Below are 19,340 nucleotides of genomic sequence, written 5' to 3'. Positions count from 1 at the left end.
CAATTTCCGCCGCGTCCCGCGGCCGGATGCGCCCGGGCGGCCGGCCGGTGTGGCAGGTAGGGGGACGAACCGCCGTTCGTCCCCCTACCGCCGAAACGGAGCCCCCATGCGCCGACGCCGCGGCGTCCTGCTGACCGCCGCCCTCCTGGCCCAGCTCGCCGCCGGACCCTCCCACGCCACGGCCGCCGCCCCCACCGGCCAGTGCGGGGTGGTGCGCAGCGGCGACACCCCGCTGGGCGGCGCCGAGGTGACCCTCTACCAGGCCGGGGACGGCGCGGGCGCCGCGCCCCGGGTGCTGGCCCGCACCCGCAGCGCGCGGGACGGGCGCTTCGTCCTGGACTACCGCCGCCCCGAGGACCCGCGCGCCGTGCTGTACGTGCTGGCCGGCCTGCCCGGGCCCGGGGGCGCGCGCGGCGCCGGCGGGCCGGCGGTGCTCGCCGCCGTCCTGAGCGGGGCCGGGGCGCCGCCCGAACTCGTCGTCAACGAGCGCACCACCGTGGCCGTCGCCTACGCCCTGGCCCGCTTCACCGGCCCCGACGGCGTGGCCGGCCCCGACCCCGGGCTGCGCAACGCCGCCGCCGTCGCCCACAACCTGGCCGACACCGGCACCGGCGGCATCGCCGCCCCGCTCGCCGCCCCGCCCAACGGCGCGCTCACCTCGACCCTGGCCGAGTTCAACACCCTCGCCAACCTGCTCGCCGCCTGCGTCGACGGCGCCGGCGGCGACTCCTGCGACCGGCTGCTGGACCTGGCCCGGCGCCCCGGGCGGGAGCGGCCCCGCGACACTCTGCGGGCCGCCGTGGACATCGCCCACGACCCGGGCCACAACGCCGCCGAGCTGTTCGCCCTCGCCGCCACCGCCCCCCGCTACCGGCCCGCCCTGCCCGCCGCCCCCGAGGCCTGGACCGTGGCCCTGCGCTACGACGGCAACGGCCACGAGCTCGACGGCCCCGGCAACATCGCCTTCGACGCCGACGGCAACGCCTGGGTCAGCAACAACTACCGCTACGGCGCCGACCCCACCGTGCCGGTCTGCGGCGGCGACACCGTCCTGAAGTTCACCCCGGACGGCCGGGACGCCCCCGGCGCCCCCTACCGGGGCGGCGGCCTGTACGGCGCCGGGTTCGGCGTCACCGTCGACGCCCGGGGCTCCGTCTGGGTCGCCAACTTCGGCTTCCAGGGCCATGGTTGCCCGATCGACCCGGCCCCGCTGGAGCGCAGCCTCTCGCAGTTCGCCCCGGACGGCACCCCGCTCTCCCCGCCCGAGGGGTGGCGCGCCGACGGCATCGTCCAGCCCCAGGGCCTGGCCGCCGACCGCTCCGGCACCGTATGGGCGGCCGGCTGCGGCGCGGACAGCGTGACCCGCGTCCCCGACGGCGACGCCACCCGCGCCCGGGAGGTCCCCACCCCCGCGCTGCACAAGCCCTTCGGCGCCGCCGTCGACCCGGCGGGGCGGCTGTGGGTCAGCGGCAACGGCAGCGACAGCGTGCAGGTCCTGGGCCCCGACGGCACCCTGGAGCGGGCGGTGACCGGCGGCGGGCTGCGCCGCCCGCTCGGCATCGCCACCGACAGCCGGGGCAACGCCTGGGTCGCCAACAGCGGCATCCTGCCGGTGCCCTGCGGCGACACCACCGCCGGGGACCTCGCGGACGCCGCCGTCGCGGGCGACGCGGGCCCGCGCCCGGGCGCCTCCGTCACCCTGATCCGCTCCGACGGCACCCCGGCCCCCGAACCCTTCACCGGCGGCGGCCTGTTCCTGCCCTGGGGCGTCGCCGTCGACGGCGAGGACACCGTCTGGATCGCCAACTTCGGCGGCCACCGCGTCGCCCGGCTGTGCGGCGTCGACCTCGCCGCCTGCCCGCCCGGCTTCACCACCGGCCAGCCGCTGTCCCCGCCCGACACCGGCTACCCGAGCGACGGGCTGGAGCGCAACACCGGCCTGCGGATCGACCCGTCCGGCAACGTATGGCTCGCCAACAACTGGCGCACCCTGCCCCTGCAGACCAACCCGGGCGGCCACGAACTCGTCGTCCTGGTCGGCGCCGCCGCGCCCGTGCCGGCCCCGGGGCTCGGCGGGGCCGCCGCCCGGCCCTGACCGGGGGCCGGCCGTCCCTTGTGCGGCGGCGCGGGCCTACGGGCCGGTGCCGCCGGGGACGTCGGGGGCGTCGGGTTGGGGCCGCAGGTCGCGGGGCCGTCGGGCCGTCGGCCCCGGGCCCCCGGGGCCGTAGGGGCGACTACCCGCCGGTACCGGTGGCGGGCCGCGGGCCGTCGGGGACACTGCGCCGAATCGGCGCACCGCCGTGCAGGAGACCCGGGAGCCTTCCATGCCGCCGTCCGCCCGCCCCGCCCCCTCGGCCACCGCGCCACCGGCCCGGCGCTCGGCGCTGCGCCGCCTGGGCGAGTGGTGCGCGCGCCACTGGCTGACCGTCATCCTGCTGTGGCTCGTCGCCCTGGCCGGCGTCCAGGCCGCCAACCGGGCCGTCGGCGGCTCCTACTCGGACGACTTCTCGCTGCCCGGCACCCAGGCGCAGCAGGGCCGGAGCGTGTTGCAGGCGCACGAGCCGGCCGCGGCGGGCACCAGTTCCCAGGTGGTGCTGCACGACGCGGCGCAGCTGACGGGCTTCCAGCCGCAGATCGCCGGGGCGGTGGCGGCGCTGCAGCAGCTGCCGCACGTGCTGTCGGTGCAGAGTCCGCTGCCGCCGCCGGGGCAGGGCCCGGTGCCGGGCGGGCCGCTGTCCGCCGACGGGCTGACCGGGTACCTGACCGTGCGGTTCGACACCAATCCGACGCTGCTGGGCAAGGACTACCTGCCGGGGGTGGACGCGGCGGTGGCGCCGCTGCGGGCGGCCGGGGTGCAGGTGGAGTACGGGGGTCCGCTGGGCGAGCTGGCCCGGCCGGCGGCGGACGACCGGTCCAGCGAGGTGATCGGTTTCGCGGTGGCGGTGGTGGTGCTGCTGGTGGGGTTCGGCAGTGCGATCGCGGCGGGGCTGCCGCTGCTGACGGCGCTGGTCGCGGTGGTGGTCGGGCTGGGGGTGCTGGGGCTGGTGGCGGCGCTGTCGACGTTCGCGACCGTGGCGCCGACGCTGGCGACGATGATCGGCATCGGGGTGGGGATCGACTACGCGCTGTTCCTGCTGACCCGTCACCGGCAGAACCTGATGGACGGGGTGGACCCGGTGGCCTCGGCCGGGCAGGCGGTGGCCACCAGTGGGCGGGCGGTGCTGGTCTCCGGCTGCACGGTGGTCATCGCGCTGTCCGGGCTGTCGGTGTCGGGGATCTCCTTCATCGCCAAGCTGGGGGCGGCGGCGGCCGTCACGGTGGTGTCGGCGGTGCTGGGGGCGCTGACCCTGCTGCCGGCGCTGATGGGGCTGATCGGGCGCCGGATGGACCGGTTCGCGGTGCGCCGTCCGGTCGCCGAGGCGGGCGGGGACGGGCAGGGCGGGGACGGGCGGGGCGGGGCGTGGCACCGCTACGCCCGGCGGGTGGAGGCGCGGCCGTGGTGGTACCTGGTGGCCGGGGTGGTGGTGCTGGCGGTGCTGTCCGTCCCGCTGTTCTCCATCCAGCTGGGCCACATCGGCGACGGCGCGGACTCCACGGACTTCACCGACCGGCGGGCCTACGACCTGATGTCCCAGGCCTTCGGGCCGGGTTCGAACGCGCCGCTGACGGTGGTGGTCGACCAGGGCGCGGTGCCCGCCGACGCGCGGGCCGGGGTGCAGGCCTCGGTGCAGCGGGCGCTCACCGGCCTGCCCGGCGCCGCGAGCAGCACCCCTCCGCAGACCAGCCCGGACGGGGCGGTGCTGTTCGCCACCGTCGTCCCGGCGGGCGCCCCGCAGGACCGGGCCACCACCGACCTGGTGAACCGGCTGGCGGACACGGTGCTGCCCGGCGCGGTGGCCGGCAGCGGCGCGCGGACGTACGTGACCGGCAACACCGCGGCGCAGGTCGACTTCCTGGACATCGTGTCGAGCCGGCTGGTGCCGATCATCGCGGTGGTGGTCGGGCTGGCCTTCCTGATCATCCTGCTGGTCTTCCGCGGCGTGCTGGTCGCGGTCAAGGCGGCGGTGCTCAACCTGCTGTCGATCGCGGCCTCGTACGGGGTGGTGGTGGCGGTGTTCCAGTGGGGCTGGGGCGGGCCGGCGCTGGGGGTGGCGGGGAAGGTCCCGATCGAGAGCTACGTGCCGATGATGATGTTCGCGATCGTCTTCGGGCTGAGCATGGACTACGAGATCTTCCTGCTCTCCCGGGTGCACGAGGCCTGGCTGCGCACCGGGCGCAGCCGGGACGCGGTGGCGCACGCGCTGGAGATCACCGCGCGGGTGATCACCTGCGCGGCGCTGATCATGGTGAGCGTGTTCGCGGCGTTCGTCGTCAGCGACAACGTGGTCATCAAGATGATGGGTCTGGGCCTGGCGGTGAGCGTGCTGGTGGACGCGACGGTGGTGCGGCTGCTGCTGGTGCCGGCGGTGATGACGCTGCTGGGCTCGGCGGCCTGGTGGACGCCGCGGTTCCTGGACCGGGTGCTGCCGCACATCGACACCGAGGGCGTGAACTCCTAACTCGCCGGGTGGCGCAGGGCGACGGCGGCGCGGACGGTGGCGGCCTGGTGGGCGGCCTGGCGGGCGACGGGGAGCCAGACGGGCTGGAAGGTCCGCTGGTACTGGGCGCACCAGTCGCGCAGCAGGTGGTCGAGGCGGGCGGCCTGGGGTGCGGCGGGGGCGCCGGCGACGCGGACGGCGCGGCGCAGCAGGGCGGCGGCGCGGACCGGGACGCGGTGGGCCCACAGGTCGATGCCGGTGAGGCGGGCGCGGGTGATCGGGGTCTGCAGGAGCTCCTGTCCGTGGCCGTCCGGGTCCCATGCGTCGGCGAGTTGGTGCAGGGCGGTGAGCGGGGTGCGGGCGGCGCGCAGCAGGGGGGTGTCGGGGTTTCGCACGTAGGGCAGGGCGGCGTCGAGGAGTGCGGTGAGGAGTGTGCCGCGGTGGCGCAGGCGGTCGGCGCAGGTGCGCAGGTACAGGCGGACGGCGGTGGCGGGGCGGTTGTCGCCGAGGTGGGCGCTGGTGAAGGCGGGGACTTCGACGAGGACGGTCTGGCCGCCGTGGCGCTGGGGGGCGAACCAGGTGCCGGCGCGGGCTTCGTCGGCGCCGTGGTGGGGGGTGAGGACGCCGGTGGTGGTCTCCTGCCGGTCGATGTGGTGGGGGGTCATGAGGTAGACGCCGGGGCCGGATTCGTGCAGGCGGAAGGTGTCGAAGTTGCCGGTCTCGACGGGGATGCCGTGGTGGGCGGCGGAGCGGGCGAAGGGGTGGGCGAGGGCGGCGGGGTCGCTGGTGGCCTGGACGAAGGTGCCGCCGACATCGGTGCTGTGGAGGGAGAACTGGAGGGTGGGGCGCAGTTCGTCGATGAGGTCGAGGAGGGTGCGGCTCTCGGGGAGGTCGGCGCCGGCGGCGGGGGCCCATTCGGGCTGTTCCTCGGCGGCGGGGCGGTAGTAGTGGTCGAAGTAGTCGGGCAGGGTGCGGGCGTGGCGGCTGCCGTCGGCGAGGTGGGCGCCGTCGGGGTCGAGGCAGAGCAGGAAGTGCCAGGCGAGGTCGGGGCGTTGGGCCGTGAGGGCGTGGTGGGCGAGGTCGTCGACGGCGGCGCGGGCGGCGAACTCGTCGGCGTGGGCGCCGGCGACGACGAGGAGGTTGTGCGGGGCGCGGCCGGTTCCGTGCGGGGCGGGGCCGACGGTCAGCAGGGTCAGGGGGCGTCCGGCGCGGGAGGTGCCGACGGTGCGCACCCGGCAGCGGTCGGGCCGGTGGGCGGCCAACTGGTGGGCGGTGGCGGTGAGTTCGTCGAGGCTCGGGTAGCGGTCGTGGAGCTTGGCGGCCCGGCCGGCCGGGGTCGTCGTGTCGGTCACCTTCGGTTTCCTCCCCTGTGGTCGTGGCAGTAGTTCTACCTGGCACGCGGGGCCGCCGGTACGGGTCGGGCCCGCCCGGGCGCGGTGGCTCGGGCGGGCCCGGTAGGGCTGGAGGGACTGGAGGGGCTGGAGGGGTCAGTCGGTGACGGGGCGGGTGTCGAGGCGGATGTGGTCGACGGCCCAGTACCAGTTGTTGCCGGCGTCGTACATGCGGAACCTGAGGGTCACCGAGCGGGCTCCGGCGGGGACGGCGAGGCTGCGGGTGATCCGGGTGTTCTGGACGTCCTTGCCGGCGTTGTCGTTGCCGGTGGCGTCGGAGCTGTAGGCGAGCAGGCGGGTCTCGGTGCCGTTGTCGAAGACGGCGGTGACGGAGGCCTTCTGCGGGGCCTCCTGGCGGTAGTGGGAGTCGAAGGCGAGGTGGAGGGTGTCGGTGCCGGCCGGGATGGCGACGGCGGGCGAGACCAGGGTGGAGTCGAAGACGCCCTTGCGGGAGGGCGAGCCGGTGTCGTCCCAGTCGTCGGGGTCGGCGACGGCGACGACGCCCAGGGCGCGGGTGAAGTTGCCGCGGTCCTGGGCGCCGAGGGCGGCCCATTCGCGCTTGGTGTGGAAGGTCCAGCCCTGGAGGCGGACGGTGCCCTGGGGCATGGCGGGGGCGTTGACGACCGTCCAGCCCTTGGGGGCCTGGGCGGTCCAGCCGAGCAGGCCGGACTCCGGCTTGAGGGCGCCGGCGAGGGATTCGAAGTCCTCGTCGAGGAGGTGGCCGGTCATCGCCGGGGCGGGGCGGGCGGCGAGTTCGCCGTCGGCGAGGGCGAGGCGGCCGTCGGCCTGGGCGCGGGCGGTGACCAGCAGGCGGTGGGTGGCGCCGGCGGGCAGTTGGGCGGGCGGGGTGACCTGCCAGACGGCGGTGGCGGTGGCGCCGGCGGCGAGCTTGTCGGGTGCGGCGGTGACGGTGGTGGCCGTCCAGCCGGGCGGGAGCAGCGGCTGGGTCTCCAGGCGGGTGAGGGCGGTGGTGGCGGTGAGGGTGGCGGTGACGGTGGCGGGGCGGCCGGGCAGCAGGACGGGTTCGTCGATGGTGGTGGAGGCGGCGCCGAGGGCGAGGTCGACGGTGAGGGGGTCGGCCAGGCCGAGGGCGGGGTCGGTGACGGTGCGGTCGTCCCAGGGGAAGCGGCCGGCGATGCGGCGGCGGAAGGCGAGGTCGCCCTGGACGGCGACGGCGACGTCGTACCAGCCCTCGGGGCCGACCTTGAGGTTGACGGTGCGGTCGTCGCCGGCCGCGACCCGTACCTCGCGCAGGCCGTCGCCGTAGGCGAGGTCGCCGACGAGGAAGGTCTGGGCGGTGCGCGAGCGGTTGATGACGTCGACCTCCAGCACCTTGCCGCCGCCCTCCTCGGAGAGGGAGACCTCGTAGCCGGAGGCGGTGTCGCCGCGCAGGTGCCACAGGGCGCCGTCGGGGCCGTGGACGCGCAGGTCGTAGCCGGCCGGGCCGACCTTCCAGACGTCGGACAGGCGGCTCCTGGCGGCGACGGTGTAGTGCTTGGGGGCCTCGCCGGGGGCGGGGTAGACGGCGAAGACGGCGCCCTGGCGGCCCTGGTTGACGAAGTCGAGGGTGAGTTCGTCGCCCTTGAGGCGGGGCTTGACCAGCAGGTTGTAGGGGGCGGGGCGGGAGGAGCGGGTGCCGCGCTGCTGTTGGGGGAAGGTCTGCGGGCTGGGCACGGTGGGGGCGGGGAGCTTGCCGGTGTCGTCGACCTTGCGGCGGTTGCCGCTGGTGTCGGGCAGCTGCGGCCAGGCGGGGTTGCGGCCGGAGAAGTCGAAGACGTTGGTGAGGTCGCCGCAGACGGCGCGCCGCCAGGGGCTGATGTTGGGTTCCTGGACGCCGAAGCGCTGTTCCAGGAAGCGCAGGACGGAGGTGTGGTCGTAGACGGTGGAGTCGACGACGCCGCCGCGGGTCCACGGGGAGACGACGACCATCGGCACCCGGACGCCCAGGCCCATCGGGTAGGGGCCGGAGACCAGGGTCTCGCCGGCGGGGAGGGTGGCGGACCAGCCGAGGGTGCCGTCGGCGGCCTTGACCCGGTACTTCCCGTCCTGGCCCACCACCCGGTGGTAGGTGGAGCCGCCCTTGGCGACGCGGACGACGACCTCGCCGTCGACCGGGACGTTGGACTTGCCGCGGCCGTCGGCCAGCGGCGGGACGGGCGGCAGCTGGTGGTCGAAGAAGCCGCCGTGCTCGTCGTAGTTGAGGATGAAGACGGTCTTCTGGAACACCTCGGGCTTGGCGGCGAGCGCGGAGAGCAGCCGGGCGGTGAGGTGTTCGCCGTTCGGCGGCGCGTAGTTGGCGTGCTCGGACAGGGCGGCGGGGGCGACGATCCAGGAGACCTGCGGGAGGCGGTCGGCCTGGACGTCGGCGGTGAAGGCCTCGACGAGGGCGTCGCCCATGGCGAACGGGTCCTTCGCCTTGGCCGGGTCGCCGACGGCGCGCATGCCGCGCTCGTACAGCGGCTCGCCGGGCTTGGCCTTGACGAAGGGGGTGAACCAGGCGAGGGCGTTGTCGTCGAAGTTGTCGAGGGCCTGGTAGGTCCTCCAGCTGACGCCGGCCTTTTCCAGGCGCTCGGCGTAGGTGGTCCACTCGTAGCCGCCGGGGATCTCGGTGTTGTCGGTCACCGGGGTGTCCCGCACGGTGCCGCCGCTGGTGCCGGTCATCGCGTGGTCGCGGTTGGTGTTGGTGTTGCACTGCGTCGAGGAGTAGTAGGCGTCGCAGACCGTGAACACCGAGGCGAGGGCGTGGTAGAAGGGCATGTCGGCGGACTCGTAGTAGCCCTGGCCGAGCCAGCCGGAGGAGCGGCGGGTGACGGAGCCGTCGGCGCGCCCGTCGTTCCAGGCGCTCATCGAGTCGCCGTAGCCGAAGGACGGCGCGCCCTGCTGGTAGGCGCTGGTGTGGGCGGCGTTCATCGCGAAGGGCAGCAGGTAGCCCTCCTTGCGGCCGGGGTCGGGCTGGTGGAACACCGAGCGGCCGTCGACGCCGCGTACGGCGGTGCGGTCGCCGAAGCCGCGCACGCCCGCCAGGGTGCCGAAGTAGTGGTCGAAGGCGCGGTTCTCCTGCATGAACACCACGACGTGCTGGATGTCCGCCAGCCGTCCGGGCCGGGCCGGTGCGGCGAGGGCCTGCTGGACGCTGATGGGGAGGGCGGACAGCACCGCGGCCGCCGCCGCGCCGCCGAGGACGCTGCGGCGCGACAGTTCGGGCTTCGGACTCATGGGGGTGGGGCTCCTTGCTGACGGACCGCGGGTCTTCGGTACGGGGGCCGGCCGCGCGGTTCGGACCGGACCCGTTATGTGTACGAGACCGAGGTGGACGCGGCCGTGGTGTCCGATGACCGGCCGATGACCGTCAGGAGGCTCCGAGCTGTACAGACAACTTGACGTCATTTGATCAAGGAAGGCGGCCGGTGCGGGGAAAACCGCCGGACCGCCGCGCCGTCCGATGGATCATGGAACCCCTGATGTCCCGTCAACACGAGAGCGGTGCCCCCTGGTGATCCCCGCCGTGCCCGACCCGACCGTGCTGCACCCCTTCCCCGAACAGCCGCGGGTGGTGCTCCTCAAGCCGCTGCTCACCTCGCCGCTGATCGAGGTCGGCGAGTACTCGTACTACGACGACCCGGACGACCCGACGGCCTTCCAGACCCGCAACGTGCTCTACCACTACGGGCCGGAGAAGCTCGTCATCGGGAGGTTCTGCGCCTTCGCCACCGGGGTGCGGTTCGTCATGAACGGCGCCAACCACCGGATGGACGGGCCCTCCACCTTCCCCTTCCCCATCATGGGCGGCTCCTGGGCCGAGCACCTCGACCTGATCACCGGCCTGCCCGGGCGCGGCGACACCGTCGTCGGCCACGACGTGTGGCTCGGCTACCGCGTCACCGTCATGCCCGGGGTGCGCATCGGCCACGGCGCCGTCGTCGCCGCCGGATCCGTCGTCACCTCCGACATCCCCGACTACGCCGTCGCCGGCGGCAACCCGGCCAAGGTGATCCGGCTGCGGTACGACGAGGCCGACATCGCCCGCCTGCTGGACCTCGCCTGGTGGCACTGGCCCGCCGAGCACCTCACCCGCCACCTGCGCACCGTCATGTCCGGCACCGTCGACGAGCTGGCGGCCGCCGCCCCCGGTGCAGCCGGCGCCTGATCCCGCGTACGGTGCCGGGCCCGCGGCCGGGGCCGCTCCCCCGCCGCGGGCCCGTCGCCGTCCCCCGGCTGCGGCCGTCCCCGGGCCGCGGCCGTCCTCAGGCCGTGGCGGGGCGGTGGAGCCGGCGGGCGGCGGTGCGGATGGCGAGGGTGTACGGGGCGTCCAGGGCGCGGGTGCGGGCGTCGAGGTCGTGGAAGGGCACCAGGGCCCGGTGGGTGTCGTCGGTGGTCTGGGTCCAGGCCGTCCAGGCGTTGTGGACGTCCTCGTCGGTGACCTGCTCGCCCTTGGCCTGCAGCAGCACGGCGTAGAGGCGGAACAGGTCGTCGGCGCCCTCGGGGGGTCTGGCCTCCGTGGGCAGGCAGGAGCGGATCAGGTCGGCGATGGGGTCGAGGTGGCTCATACGGCCAGTGTGCCGCTGACGAGCGTGCCGGTGAGCAGGATCAGATGGGCCGCCGCGAATATCATCGGCACGAGCCGTTCCGTGGTGCCGAGTTCGGTGTAGTGCCGGTGGCGCCGGCCGGCCGCCGCGGTGTTCCTGAGGGCGTCCCACTCGTCGGTGTAGATCCGCGCGGACAGCTTCTCCTCCAGGCTGTTGATGACCTGGAACTTGGCGCCGTTGAGGTCCCGGTAGCTGCGCAGCTGCATCCACCAGGCGCCGGAGAGGGTGATGCCGGCCAGCGCGACGGCGGTCGGCACCCACCACGGGGACTCGGACAACTTCGGTATGCCGAAGCCGATCAGGGTGACCAGCGCGGTCTGCACGGACAGGAAGAAGGTGTTGGCGCTGCCCCGGCGGGCCGAGACCCGGTCGGCCATCTCCACGGCGAGCAGGTACAGCTCCAGCAGTTCGGACCGACGGTTCGGCTCCGGCGGCGTGGTCATCGCGCATCCCCCTCGGGCAGGTGGTGTGCCGGCTTCGCCCGCTGCCCGGGCTTCCCCCGTTGTGTCCATCCTTCCCTTCGGGCGGGCCCGCCAGTGCTGCGCGGGGGTGCCCGGCCGCCGGCGGTGGATCCGGTCAGCGCGGGTCCGGTCGGCGAGGGTCCGGTCAGCGCGGGTAGGTCGACGGCCGCGCGTACGCCGGGCCGCCGGGGGCGGCGGCGGACACGGCCGTGCCGGGCGCCGCGGTGCCCGGCGGCGCGACGGCGGGCGCGATGGCGCCGGCCACGGCGGCGCCGCCGTCCGACAGGGCGCGCAGCGCGGCGCCCGCCTCCGCCTCGCCCTCCCCGTACTGGTGCGCGCGGGCGGTGCGCAGCGCGGCGCCGAGGTGGCGGGCGGCCTCCTCGGGGTGGCCGGTGGCGGCCAGGGCGCGGCCGTAGAGGGTCTGCAGGACCACCCGGCGGGTGACCGGGAAGGGCGGTTCGGCGACGGCCAGGCCGCGGGCGGCGTGCTGGGCGGCCTCCTCGTGGGCGCCGGCGGCCAGGCACTCGTGGGCCAGGTGCTGGCGGGCGAGGCCGACGAGGTCGGCGCGGCCGGCCCGTTCGGCCAGGGACAGGGCCTTCAGCAGCAGGCCGTGCACCCGGGACCGGCCGGCGTGGTCGCCGTGGCGGGCGAGCGCGACGGCGTGGTTGACCAGGGCGACGGCCTGGGCGCAGCCGTCGCCGGCCCGGGCGGCGAGGTCGGGGGCGCGTTCCAGGTGGTCGAGGGCCTGGTCGGGGCGGCCCTCCTCCAGCAGGACCCAGCCGAGCAGGGCCCGGGCGCGGGACTGGGCGCCGGGGTCGCGGTCGGCCTCGGCGGCGGCCAGGCCGTGTTCGAGCAGCGGCGCCCAGCCGTCCCGGACCTGCCAGACGATCAGCGGCCACTGGAGCAGCACCAGGCGCCAGGCGCGGTCGTGCAGTCCGGCGGCGACGGCCGCCTCGACGGCGCCGCGCAGGGTGTCGCGTTCGGCGGCGTACCAGGCGAGGGCGCTCGCCCGGTCGGGGAAGGGGCGGACCTCGGCGGGGCGGCGGGTGCCGGGCGGCAGGGCGCAGCACGGTTCGCTGCCCGGTTCGGCGGCGGCGCAGGCGGTGAGGAGGGTGTTGAGCAGGTGGTCGAGCAGGCGGGGCAGCACCTGGGTGTCGGTGTCGCCGGGCAGGCTGCGGGCGTAGAGGCGGACCAGGTCGTGCAGGGTGTAGGCGTCCCGGCCGATCTGCACGATCAGGTGGGCGGTGGCCAGTTGGGCCAGGGCGGCGGCGGCCTCGTCGGGGCGGCAGCCGGCCAGGGCGGCGGCGGTGCGGCTGTCGAGGGTGGCGCCGGTGTGGGCGCCGAGGCTGCGGAACGTCCGGCGGGCGGGTTCGCCCAGGTGCTGGACGGTCAGGGCGAGCGCGGCGGCGACGCTGGTGTCCTCGACGTCGAGGAGGTCCAGGCGGTCCTGCTCGTCGGCGAGTTCGTCGGCGAGGGCGGCCAGCGCGCGGGCCGGGCCGGTGGCCAGGCGGGCGGCGGCCAGCCGCAGGGCCAGCGGCAGGCCGTCGCACAGGTCGGCCAGGCGGGCGGCGGCCTCGGGTTCGGCGGCGACCAGGTCGGGGCCGAGGGTCGCGGCGAGCAGGGTGACGGCCTGCGGGGAGGAGAGTTCGGCGAGCGGCACGGGGCGGGCGGCGTCGGAGGCGACCAGGCCGCCGAGCCGGTCGCGGCTGGTGACCAGGGTGACGCAGTCGTCGCCGTCGGGCAGCAGCGGGCGCACCTGGTCGGAGCGGCGGGCGTTGTCCAGGACGATCAGCATCCGGCGCCCGGCGGTCAGTTCGCGGTAGCGGGCGCCCATCGCCTCGGCGGTGGCGGGCATCCGCTCGACGGGCAGGCCCAGGGCGAGCAGCAGTTCGCGCAGGACGGCGGCGGTGTCGCGCTCGGGCAGCGGGCTGTGGCCGCACAGGTCGACGAAGAGCCGGCCGTCGGGGAAGTCCTGGTGGCGGCGGTGCGCCCAGGACAGGGCGAGGGTGGTCTTGCCGACGCCGGCGCCGCCGGTGAGCAGGGCGACGGCGCCGGGGGCGGCGGTGGCCCGGTCGAGCGCGGCCAGTTCGTCCTCCCGGCCGGCGAAGCCGCGCGGGCGGCGGGGGAAGGGCCAGGGGGTGTGCTGCGCGGCGGTGGCGGCGGGTGCTGCCGGGGGGCGGGCGGTGGCCGGTGCGAGCGCGGGTACGGGTGCGGGTGCGGGCCGCTGGTCGGGGACGGAGGCCAGGCCGCCGACGGTGGGGACCCGCGTGGGCGGCACGGGGTCGAAGGCCGGGCGGTCGAAGGCCAGGCGGTCCGGCGGTTCCTGGTCGCTCGGGTGGCGGGCGGGCGGCACCCGGTCGGAGCGGCCCGGCGGCAGGGCGGGGCGCGGGGCGGCGTCGGGGCGGCTCGGCGGGGTGTCGGTGCGCAGCAGGCGGGCGTAGGCGTCGGTGAGTTCCGGTCCGGGGTCGATGCCGAGTTCCTCGGCCAGGGCCCGGCGGGTGCGGTGGAACCAGTCGAGGGCCTCGGAGCGGCGCCCCGCGCGGCCGAGCGCGTGCATGAGGTGGGCGACCAGCGGTTCGCGCAGCGGGTCGGCGGTGGCCTCGGTGTGCAGCAGGCCGGCGGCCGCGCAGTGGTCGCCGAGCCGGCCGTGGGCGCGGGCCAGGTCCTCGACGGCGGCCAGCCGCCGTTCCTCCAGGGCCCGGGCGGCGGACTGCAGCGGCAGGCCGGCGGTGGTGCCGGCCAGGGCGGGGCCCCGCCACAGGGCGAGTGCCTCGCGCAGGTCGGCGGCGGCCCGGGCGTCGTCGTCCAGGGAGCGGGCGCGGGCCACCAGGCGGTCGAACCGTACGGTGTCCACGGCCTGGTCGGGTGTCCGCAGCCGGTAGGCGCCGTTGTCGGTGACGAGTTCGACGCCGGCGGCGGGGGCGTCGTGGGCGGTGAGCAGGGAGCGCAGCCCGGAGACGTGGTTGTGGATGACGGTGCGCGAGTGCCGGGGCGGTTCCTCGTCCCAGAGGGTCTCGGTGAGCCGTTCGACGGTGACCGGTGCTCCGGGGTTCAGCAGGAGCATGGCCAGCAGGCTGCGGCGCTTGGCCGATCCGGCCGGAAGCTCGCGGCCGTCCGCGGCCACCACGGCCACCGAGCCCAGCAGTCGGAACTCCACGCACCCCCCTTGGATCAGATGTATATGACAAGCATATGACAGCACGCGATCCGTCGGTCGCGGAGCGTCGCCCACGAACGGGCGGGGCGGCGCACCGCGGGCGGCGGGGCGGCGGGCACCGGCCCCGCCGCCCCGCATGGTCCGGGGACTACGAGGTGACGGCGTCGTCCATGGACTGCTGCCAGTAGCCCACCTTGAGCGAGTCGTCGATGTACAGACCCTTGGCGGGCAGCGAAGGGTTGCTTCCCGCGCCGACGCTCTCGTTGCCGGAGGGGCCGTGGAAGTAGACGGCCAGCGAGGTCTCGGTGTGGCCGTGGCCGCCGCTGCCGTCGGTGGCGGACAGGTTCACCGAGGCGTAGCCGGACTCGCCGGGCTTGAGCGTGACGACGGCCTGCGGCTTGGAGTCCTCGATGACCGGCGGCACCGACTGGGCCTCGCCGAAGCGCACGGCCGGGTAGCCGTAGAGGTAGCAGGGGACGCTGCCGGTGTTGGTGACGGTCAGCAGCAGGTGGTTGACCGGGCGGGTCAGCGGGGCCGCGACGGTCTTGGTGACGGAACCCTCGCAGGTGACGGCCTTGCCGTCCGCGGGGCTCGGGGGCTTCGGGGCGGCGGGGGCCTTCGCGGAGGGCTTGGCGGAGGCGGGCGAGCCGGTCTGGGCCGGGGCGCCGGTCGCGGCGGGGGCACCGGTGGCGGGTGCGGGGGCCGGGGCGGGGGCCGCCAGGGCGGGGGCGCTCGCGGCGGGCGGGGCGGTGGGCGCCGGGGAGTTCGCGGAGGTCCCCTTGCCGCCCGCGTCCCCCGCGTCGTCGTTGCACGCCGTCAGGGTGAGCGCGGCGAGCGCGGCGGTCGCGACGGCGGCCAGGAGGCGGGTGCGGGAGGTGCGGGCGGTGCGGATGCCGAGCATGTGGGCGTGGCCTCTTCGAAGATCGTTCGGTGTGGTGCTTGGATGACCGGAGCCTGCCCGGTGGCCCGTCCCAGCCGCCACGGTCGACGGCCGGTCAGGGACGCTGGGACACTGGGAGGGGCCCTGAGCAGGGGGGATGCCGGGGCCCTGGAACACGGGGATGAGACATGGGGGTTGGACGATGGGAATGCCGCACGCGACGGGGAGCCCGGCGGCGGACGATCTCGCGGCACTGCTGGGGGAACTGAAGGAGCGTTCGGGGCTCAGCTACGGGACGCTCGCCAAGCGCCTGCACCTGAGCACCTCGACGCTGCACCGCTACTGCATCGGCGCCGTGGTGCCGCCCGAGTTCGCGCCGCTGGACCGCCTGGCGCGGCTCTGCCGGGCGACGCCGCAGGAGCTGATGGAACTGCACCGGCGCTGGATCCTGGCCGACGGGGCGCGCCGGGCCCGGCCGGGGCAGGAGGCGGGGGCTTCCGCTCCCGCTGCTGCCGCCGCCGCCGTACCTGCGGCCGTACCCGCTCCCGTCCCGGAGCCCGTACGGGAGGCGGACACCGGCCCGGCGCCGTCCGGCCCGGCGCCGTCCGAGCCGGCGCCGTCCGAACCGGCGCCGGACGGGCCGCCGGACGGCGAGGAGGACGAGCCGGTCGCCGTCGGCGTGCCGTCCGGGGGCCCCGCGCCGGGGCGGGGCCGGCGCCGAGTGCTGCTGGCCGCCGTCACCGCGGCGGCCGTGCTGGGGGCGGTGGCGTTCAGCCTCGTCCCCTCCGGCGGGCACGGGAACGGGGCCAACGGTGGGAGCGCGGAGGCGGCCGCCGACCAGCGCCCGGCCGGCGCCGCCGAGGCGGCCGCCACCGACACCGGGCAGCCGGGCAGTGCCGGGCCCTCGACGCCGGGCGCCTCCGCGTCCACTTCCCCGGGCGGCGCGGGCCAGGCGCCCTCCGCCTCCCCCTCGTCCTCCGACTCCGTTCCCGGCACCGCGGCCGGTTCCGGCCTCACCAGCTCCGACCCGGGCGGGGCCGGTGAGGCCGGCCCGGGCGTCTCCGCGAGCGCCTCGCCCACCGCCACCGCCACCACCGACCCGGCGCCGCTGAGGATCGCGACCCGCCCCTACGTCTACGAGAACCCGTGCTACCAGCACTTCCTCGTCGACAGCCCGCCCCAGCAGGTCGGCCCGCCCGCCAACGAGCCGGAGGCGCCGCGCTGGGCCGCCGCGTACGGCGCCGTCGCCTCCGGGGAGCAGCGGGTCGCGCTGACCGTCCAGGGCACCGGGAAGGACACGGTCGTCCTGGAGGCGCTGCACGTACGGGTCGTGACCAAGGGCGCGCCGCTCCCCTGGAACGACTACGCGATGGGGGTGGGCTGCGGCGGCGGGGTGGAGAGCGCCTCCTTCGACATCGACCTGGACAGCGGCAGTCCGACGGTCACCGCCCGGGGCGGGCAGCGCTCCTTCCCGCGCAAGGTCAGCGAGTCCGATCCCGAGGTCTTCTACGTCACCGCGCACACCCGGGCGCACGACGTGCGCTGGGAGCTGACCCTGGACTGGTCCAGCGGCGGGCGCAGGGGCACGATGCGCGTCGCCGCGGGCAACACGCCGTTCCGTACCAGCGGGGCCACCGGGCGGCCGGGCTACGACTACCCGCTGGGCGGCAGCGAGTGGGAGCGCCGGCCGCGCTGAGCCCTCGGAAGCCGAGCCCGGCGAACCGGACGAACCGCCCGCGCCGGGCGGGCCGGGACCAAGCGGAGGAACCGACTCCGACGGCTGTTACCACACGTCCGCGCAGCTCACGCGCGGGCCGGGTGATCGCCAGGGCACCCGGCGGCCACCACAATGGTGCGGACAGTTCCTCGGAAGTACAGAGAAAGCGAAACACCATGGATCTCGGCGTGCGCTGGAAGCTGCACGGCGACGGGCGTACGCCCGCGCCGGGGGCGGTGGTCCGTCCCGACGAACGGCTCTCCTGGCCCCGCACGGTAGGCCTGGGCGCCCAGCACGTGGTGGCGATGTTCGGGGCGAGCTTCGTGGCGCCCGTGCTGATGGGGCTCGACCCGAACCTCGCGATCATGATGTCCGGCGTGGCGACCGTGATCTTCCTGCTGGCCACCAAGGGCCGGGTGCCCAGCTACCTGGGCTGCTCGCTGTCCTTCGTGGGCGTGGCGGCGGTGATCCGGGCGCAGGGCGGCACCAGCGCGACGGTGACCGGCGCGGTGTTCGTGGTGGGCGTGGTGCTGTTCCTGGTCGGGGTGGCGGTCCAGCGGTTCGGGGCGCGGATCATCCACGCCACGATGCCGCCGATCGTCACCGGCGCGGTGGTCATGCTGATCGGCTTCAACCTCGCCCCGGTGACCGCCTCGACGTACTGGCCGCAGGACCAGTGGACGGCGCTGCTGGTGATGCTGTTCACCGGTCTGGCCGTGGTGTGCCTGCGCGGCTTCTGGTCGCGGGTGGCGATCTTCCTGGGGCTGCTGTTCGGGTACGGGATCTCCTGGCTGTTCGACCGGGTCTTCGGGAAGATCCACTCGGTGGACGGCGGCGGGCACATGACCGACCACTGGCGCCTGGACCTGTCGGGTGTCGGCAAGGCGGACTGGATCGGCCTGCCGACCTTCCACGGCCCGTCCTTCCAGTGGTCGGCGATCCTGGTGGCGCTGCCCGTGGTGATCGCGCTGGTCGCCGAGAACGCCGGGCACGTCAAGGCGGTCGGCGAGATGACCGGCTCCAACCTGGACGACAAGCTCGGCACCGCGATCTCGGCGGACGGCATCGGCTCCATGCTCTCCACCGCCGTCGGCGGCCCGCCGAACACCACGTACTCGGAGAACATCGGCGTCATGGCCGCCACCCGGGTCTACTCGACGGCCGCCTACTGGTGCGCCGCCGGCTTCGCCCTGCTGTTCGGCCTGTGCCCGAAGTTCGGCGCGATCGTCGCCGCGATCCCCGGCGGGGTGCTCGGCGGCATCACCGTGATCCTCTACGGCATGATCGGCCTGCTCGGCGCGCAGATCTGGACCAGGGCCCAGGTCGACCTGCGCAACCCGCTGAACCTGGTGCCGGCCGCGGCGGGCATCATCATCGGCATCGGCAACGTGTCGCTGAAGTTCACCGACACCTTCAGCATCAGCGGCATCGCGCTCGGCACGCTGGTCGTCATCACCGGCTACCACGCGCTGCGGGCGCTGGCGCCGGCGCACCTCAAGACACAGGAGCCGCTGCTGGACGAGGGCACCTCCTCGTACGACGAGAACGCGGAAGGCGCCGGGGGCGCCGGGGGCACCGGGGGAACCGGGGCACCGCGCACCCCGTAACGGACGGGAGCGGGGCCGGGTTCACCCCGGAGGACGGCCGGCGGAAGTGTCCGAAAAGGACCTTCCGTCGGCCGTTTCGTCTGGTCGGGCGGGGCGGTTTGCTGGTCGAATCACTGCTCGCTCGTATCGGCCACTCATCCCCCCGGGAGAGGCATGTCCGTTCTGACGCACCGCCGCAAGGCCGCCGCCGCGGCCGCCGCCCTCGCCACGCTGGCGCTCACCTGCGGCCAGGCCTCCGCCAGCAGCCCCGCCGCCGCGGGCAAGGTCCTGTGGACGCCGAGCACCAGCACGGGCCCGTCCTCGTTCAAGGCCGTCCAGTGCGCGGCGAACAACTTCGGCGTGGTGAAGGACTCCGTGAAGGGCAGCGTGTGGCGGGCCTTCCAGGCCGCCGGTGAGGAGCGCTGCGAGACGCTCAGCCCGGACCTGAAGGAGGGCGACACCTTCTACCTGGGCTGGTCGTCCAAGGTGGACATCAAGGACACCAACAGCCGGTACGTCTTCCAGCTGAAGTGCTCGCCGAGCACCGACACCGCCAACCACCCGATCGAGATCGACATCGTCAACGGGCGCGTCCGCCTCCAGGAGTGGGACACCGCCCACGTGGCGCACTCCCTGTGGACCGCGCAGACCACCAACAACACCTGGCACTCGTACGCGCTGAAGATCCGCCTGGGCCGCACGGACGGCACCATCGACTTCTGGTTCGACGGCGTGAAGCAGACGTTCACCACGGGCTCGGGCACGTTCAAGGGCACCACCTGGGACGGCGACCGCAACTACCTCAAGTGGGGCTCGTACCACCCCTCCACGGGCGACGCGACGAACACCTTCACCAGCCCGGTGATGGCCACCACCCTGGAGGCGGCCACCGCCGGCTCGTGAACAGCCGTGGGGGGGGGGCGCGCCCGGCCGCGGGCGGGGGCCCCCGCCCGCGGGGGGGGGGGGCCCCCCCCCCCCCCCCGGGGGGCGCCCCCCGCCCCGCCCGGGGGGGGAGAAACAAAAA

General features: G+C 75.6%; 12 protein-coding genes. 6 read left to right on the top strand and 6 right to left on the bottom strand.

Annotation, left to right across the window (positions count from 1 at the left end; all coding sequences use genetic code 11):
• Positions 1-106: 106 nt before the first annotated feature.
• Positions 107-2,095 (top strand): NHL repeat-containing protein, encoded by a 1,989-nt coding sequence (locus ACFRQN_RS13100; RefSeq protein WP_380740268.1) that lies wholly within the window; start codon positions 107-109, stop codon positions 2,093-2,095.
• Positions 2,096-2,324: 229 nt separating this feature from the next.
• Positions 2,325-4,559, top strand: a complete 2,235-nt coding sequence (locus ACFRQN_RS13095) for an MMPL family transporter (RefSeq protein ID WP_380740266.1) — start codon at positions 2,325-2,327, stop codon at positions 4,557-4,559.
• Here ACFRQN_RS13095 and ACFRQN_RS13090 read toward each other — a convergent pair.
• Both ACFRQN_RS13090 and ACFRQN_RS13085 read right to left on the bottom strand, forming a co-directional pair.
• Complete coding sequence (locus ACFRQN_RS13090) at positions 4,556-5,890, bottom strand: M14 family zinc carboxypeptidase (RefSeq protein ID WP_380740264.1); 1,335 nt, start codon at positions 5,888-5,890, stop codon at positions 4,556-4,558. The two genes, ACFRQN_RS13095 and ACFRQN_RS13090, sit on opposite strands and share 4 nt — an antisense overlap.
• A 135-nt stretch (positions 5,891-6,025) precedes the next feature.
• On the bottom strand, positions 6,026-9,145 hold the full coding sequence (locus ACFRQN_RS13085) for a phosphocholine-specific phospholipase C (protein WP_380740261.1): 3,120 nt from the start codon (positions 9,143-9,145) through the stop codon (positions 6,026-6,028).
• A 280-nt stretch (positions 9,146-9,425) separates the two neighbouring features.
• Between ACFRQN_RS13085 and ACFRQN_RS13080 the strand changes: the two genes are divergently transcribed.
• Positions 9,426-10,076, top strand: coding sequence for a CatB-related O-acetyltransferase (locus tag ACFRQN_RS13080; protein ID WP_075983691.1), 651 nt, complete (start codon positions 9,426-9,428; stop codon positions 10,074-10,076).
• 97 nt (positions 10,077-10,173) lie between these two features.
• Here the strand turns inward: ACFRQN_RS13080 and ACFRQN_RS13075 are convergent, their stop codons facing one another.
• The 4 genes from ACFRQN_RS13075 to ACFRQN_RS13060 form a co-directional block, all read right to left on the bottom strand.
• The gene (locus tag ACFRQN_RS13075) at positions 10,174-10,476 is read right to left on the bottom strand and encodes a hypothetical protein (protein WP_074005344.1); all 303 of its coding nucleotides are present in this window, start codon (positions 10,474-10,476) and stop codon (positions 10,174-10,176) included.
• A complete protein-coding gene (locus ACFRQN_RS13070; protein WP_053112619.1) occupies positions 10,473-10,958 on the bottom strand; it encodes a hypothetical protein in 486 nt (161 codons plus the stop codon). Before ACFRQN_RS13070 ends, ACFRQN_RS13075 begins: the two co-directional genes overlap by 4 nt.
• A 163-nt stretch (positions 10,959-11,121) precedes the next feature.
• Positions 11,122-14,133 (bottom strand): BTAD domain-containing putative transcriptional regulator, encoded by a 3,012-nt coding sequence (locus ACFRQN_RS13065; RefSeq protein WP_380740258.1) that lies wholly within the window; start codon positions 14,131-14,133, stop codon positions 11,122-11,124.
• 148 nt (positions 14,134-14,281) lie between these two features.
• Positions 14,282-15,034, bottom strand: a complete 753-nt coding sequence (locus ACFRQN_RS13060) for a DUF4232 domain-containing protein (protein ID WP_380740256.1) — start codon at positions 15,032-15,034, stop codon at positions 14,282-14,284.
• Positions 15,035-15,215: 181 nt separating this feature from the next.
• Here ACFRQN_RS13060 and ACFRQN_RS13055 point away from each other — a divergent pair, with 181 nt between their 5' ends.
• The 3 genes from ACFRQN_RS13055 to ACFRQN_RS13045 all read left to right on the top strand — a co-directional run bounded on the left by ACFRQN_RS13055 (position 15,216) and on the right by ACFRQN_RS13045 (position 19,219).
• The gene (locus ACFRQN_RS13055) at positions 15,216-16,709 is read left to right on the top strand and encodes a helix-turn-helix domain-containing protein (RefSeq protein WP_380740254.1); all 1,494 of its coding nucleotides are present in this window, start codon (positions 15,216-15,218) and stop codon (positions 16,707-16,709) included.
• A gap of 197 nt (positions 16,710-16,906) precedes the next feature.
• The gene (locus ACFRQN_RS13050; protein ID WP_074005340.1) at positions 16,907-18,337 is read left to right on the top strand and encodes a uracil-xanthine permease family protein; all 1,431 of its coding nucleotides are present in this window, start codon (positions 16,907-16,909) and stop codon (positions 18,335-18,337) included.
• 153 nt (positions 18,338-18,490) lie between these two features.
• On the top strand, positions 18,491-19,219 hold the full coding sequence (locus ACFRQN_RS13045) for a heparin lyase I family protein (RefSeq protein WP_074005339.1): 729 nt from the start codon (positions 18,491-18,493) through the stop codon (positions 19,217-19,219).
• Positions 19,220-19,340: the final 121 nt, after the last annotated feature.

Origin of the sequence: Kitasatospora sp. NPDC056800 (assembly GCF_042789775.1) — a bacterium.
GTDB lineage: Bacteria > Actinomycetota > Actinomycetes > Streptomycetales > Streptomycetaceae > Kitasatospora.
This window is presented reverse-complemented; position numbering and strand designations above follow the sequence as displayed.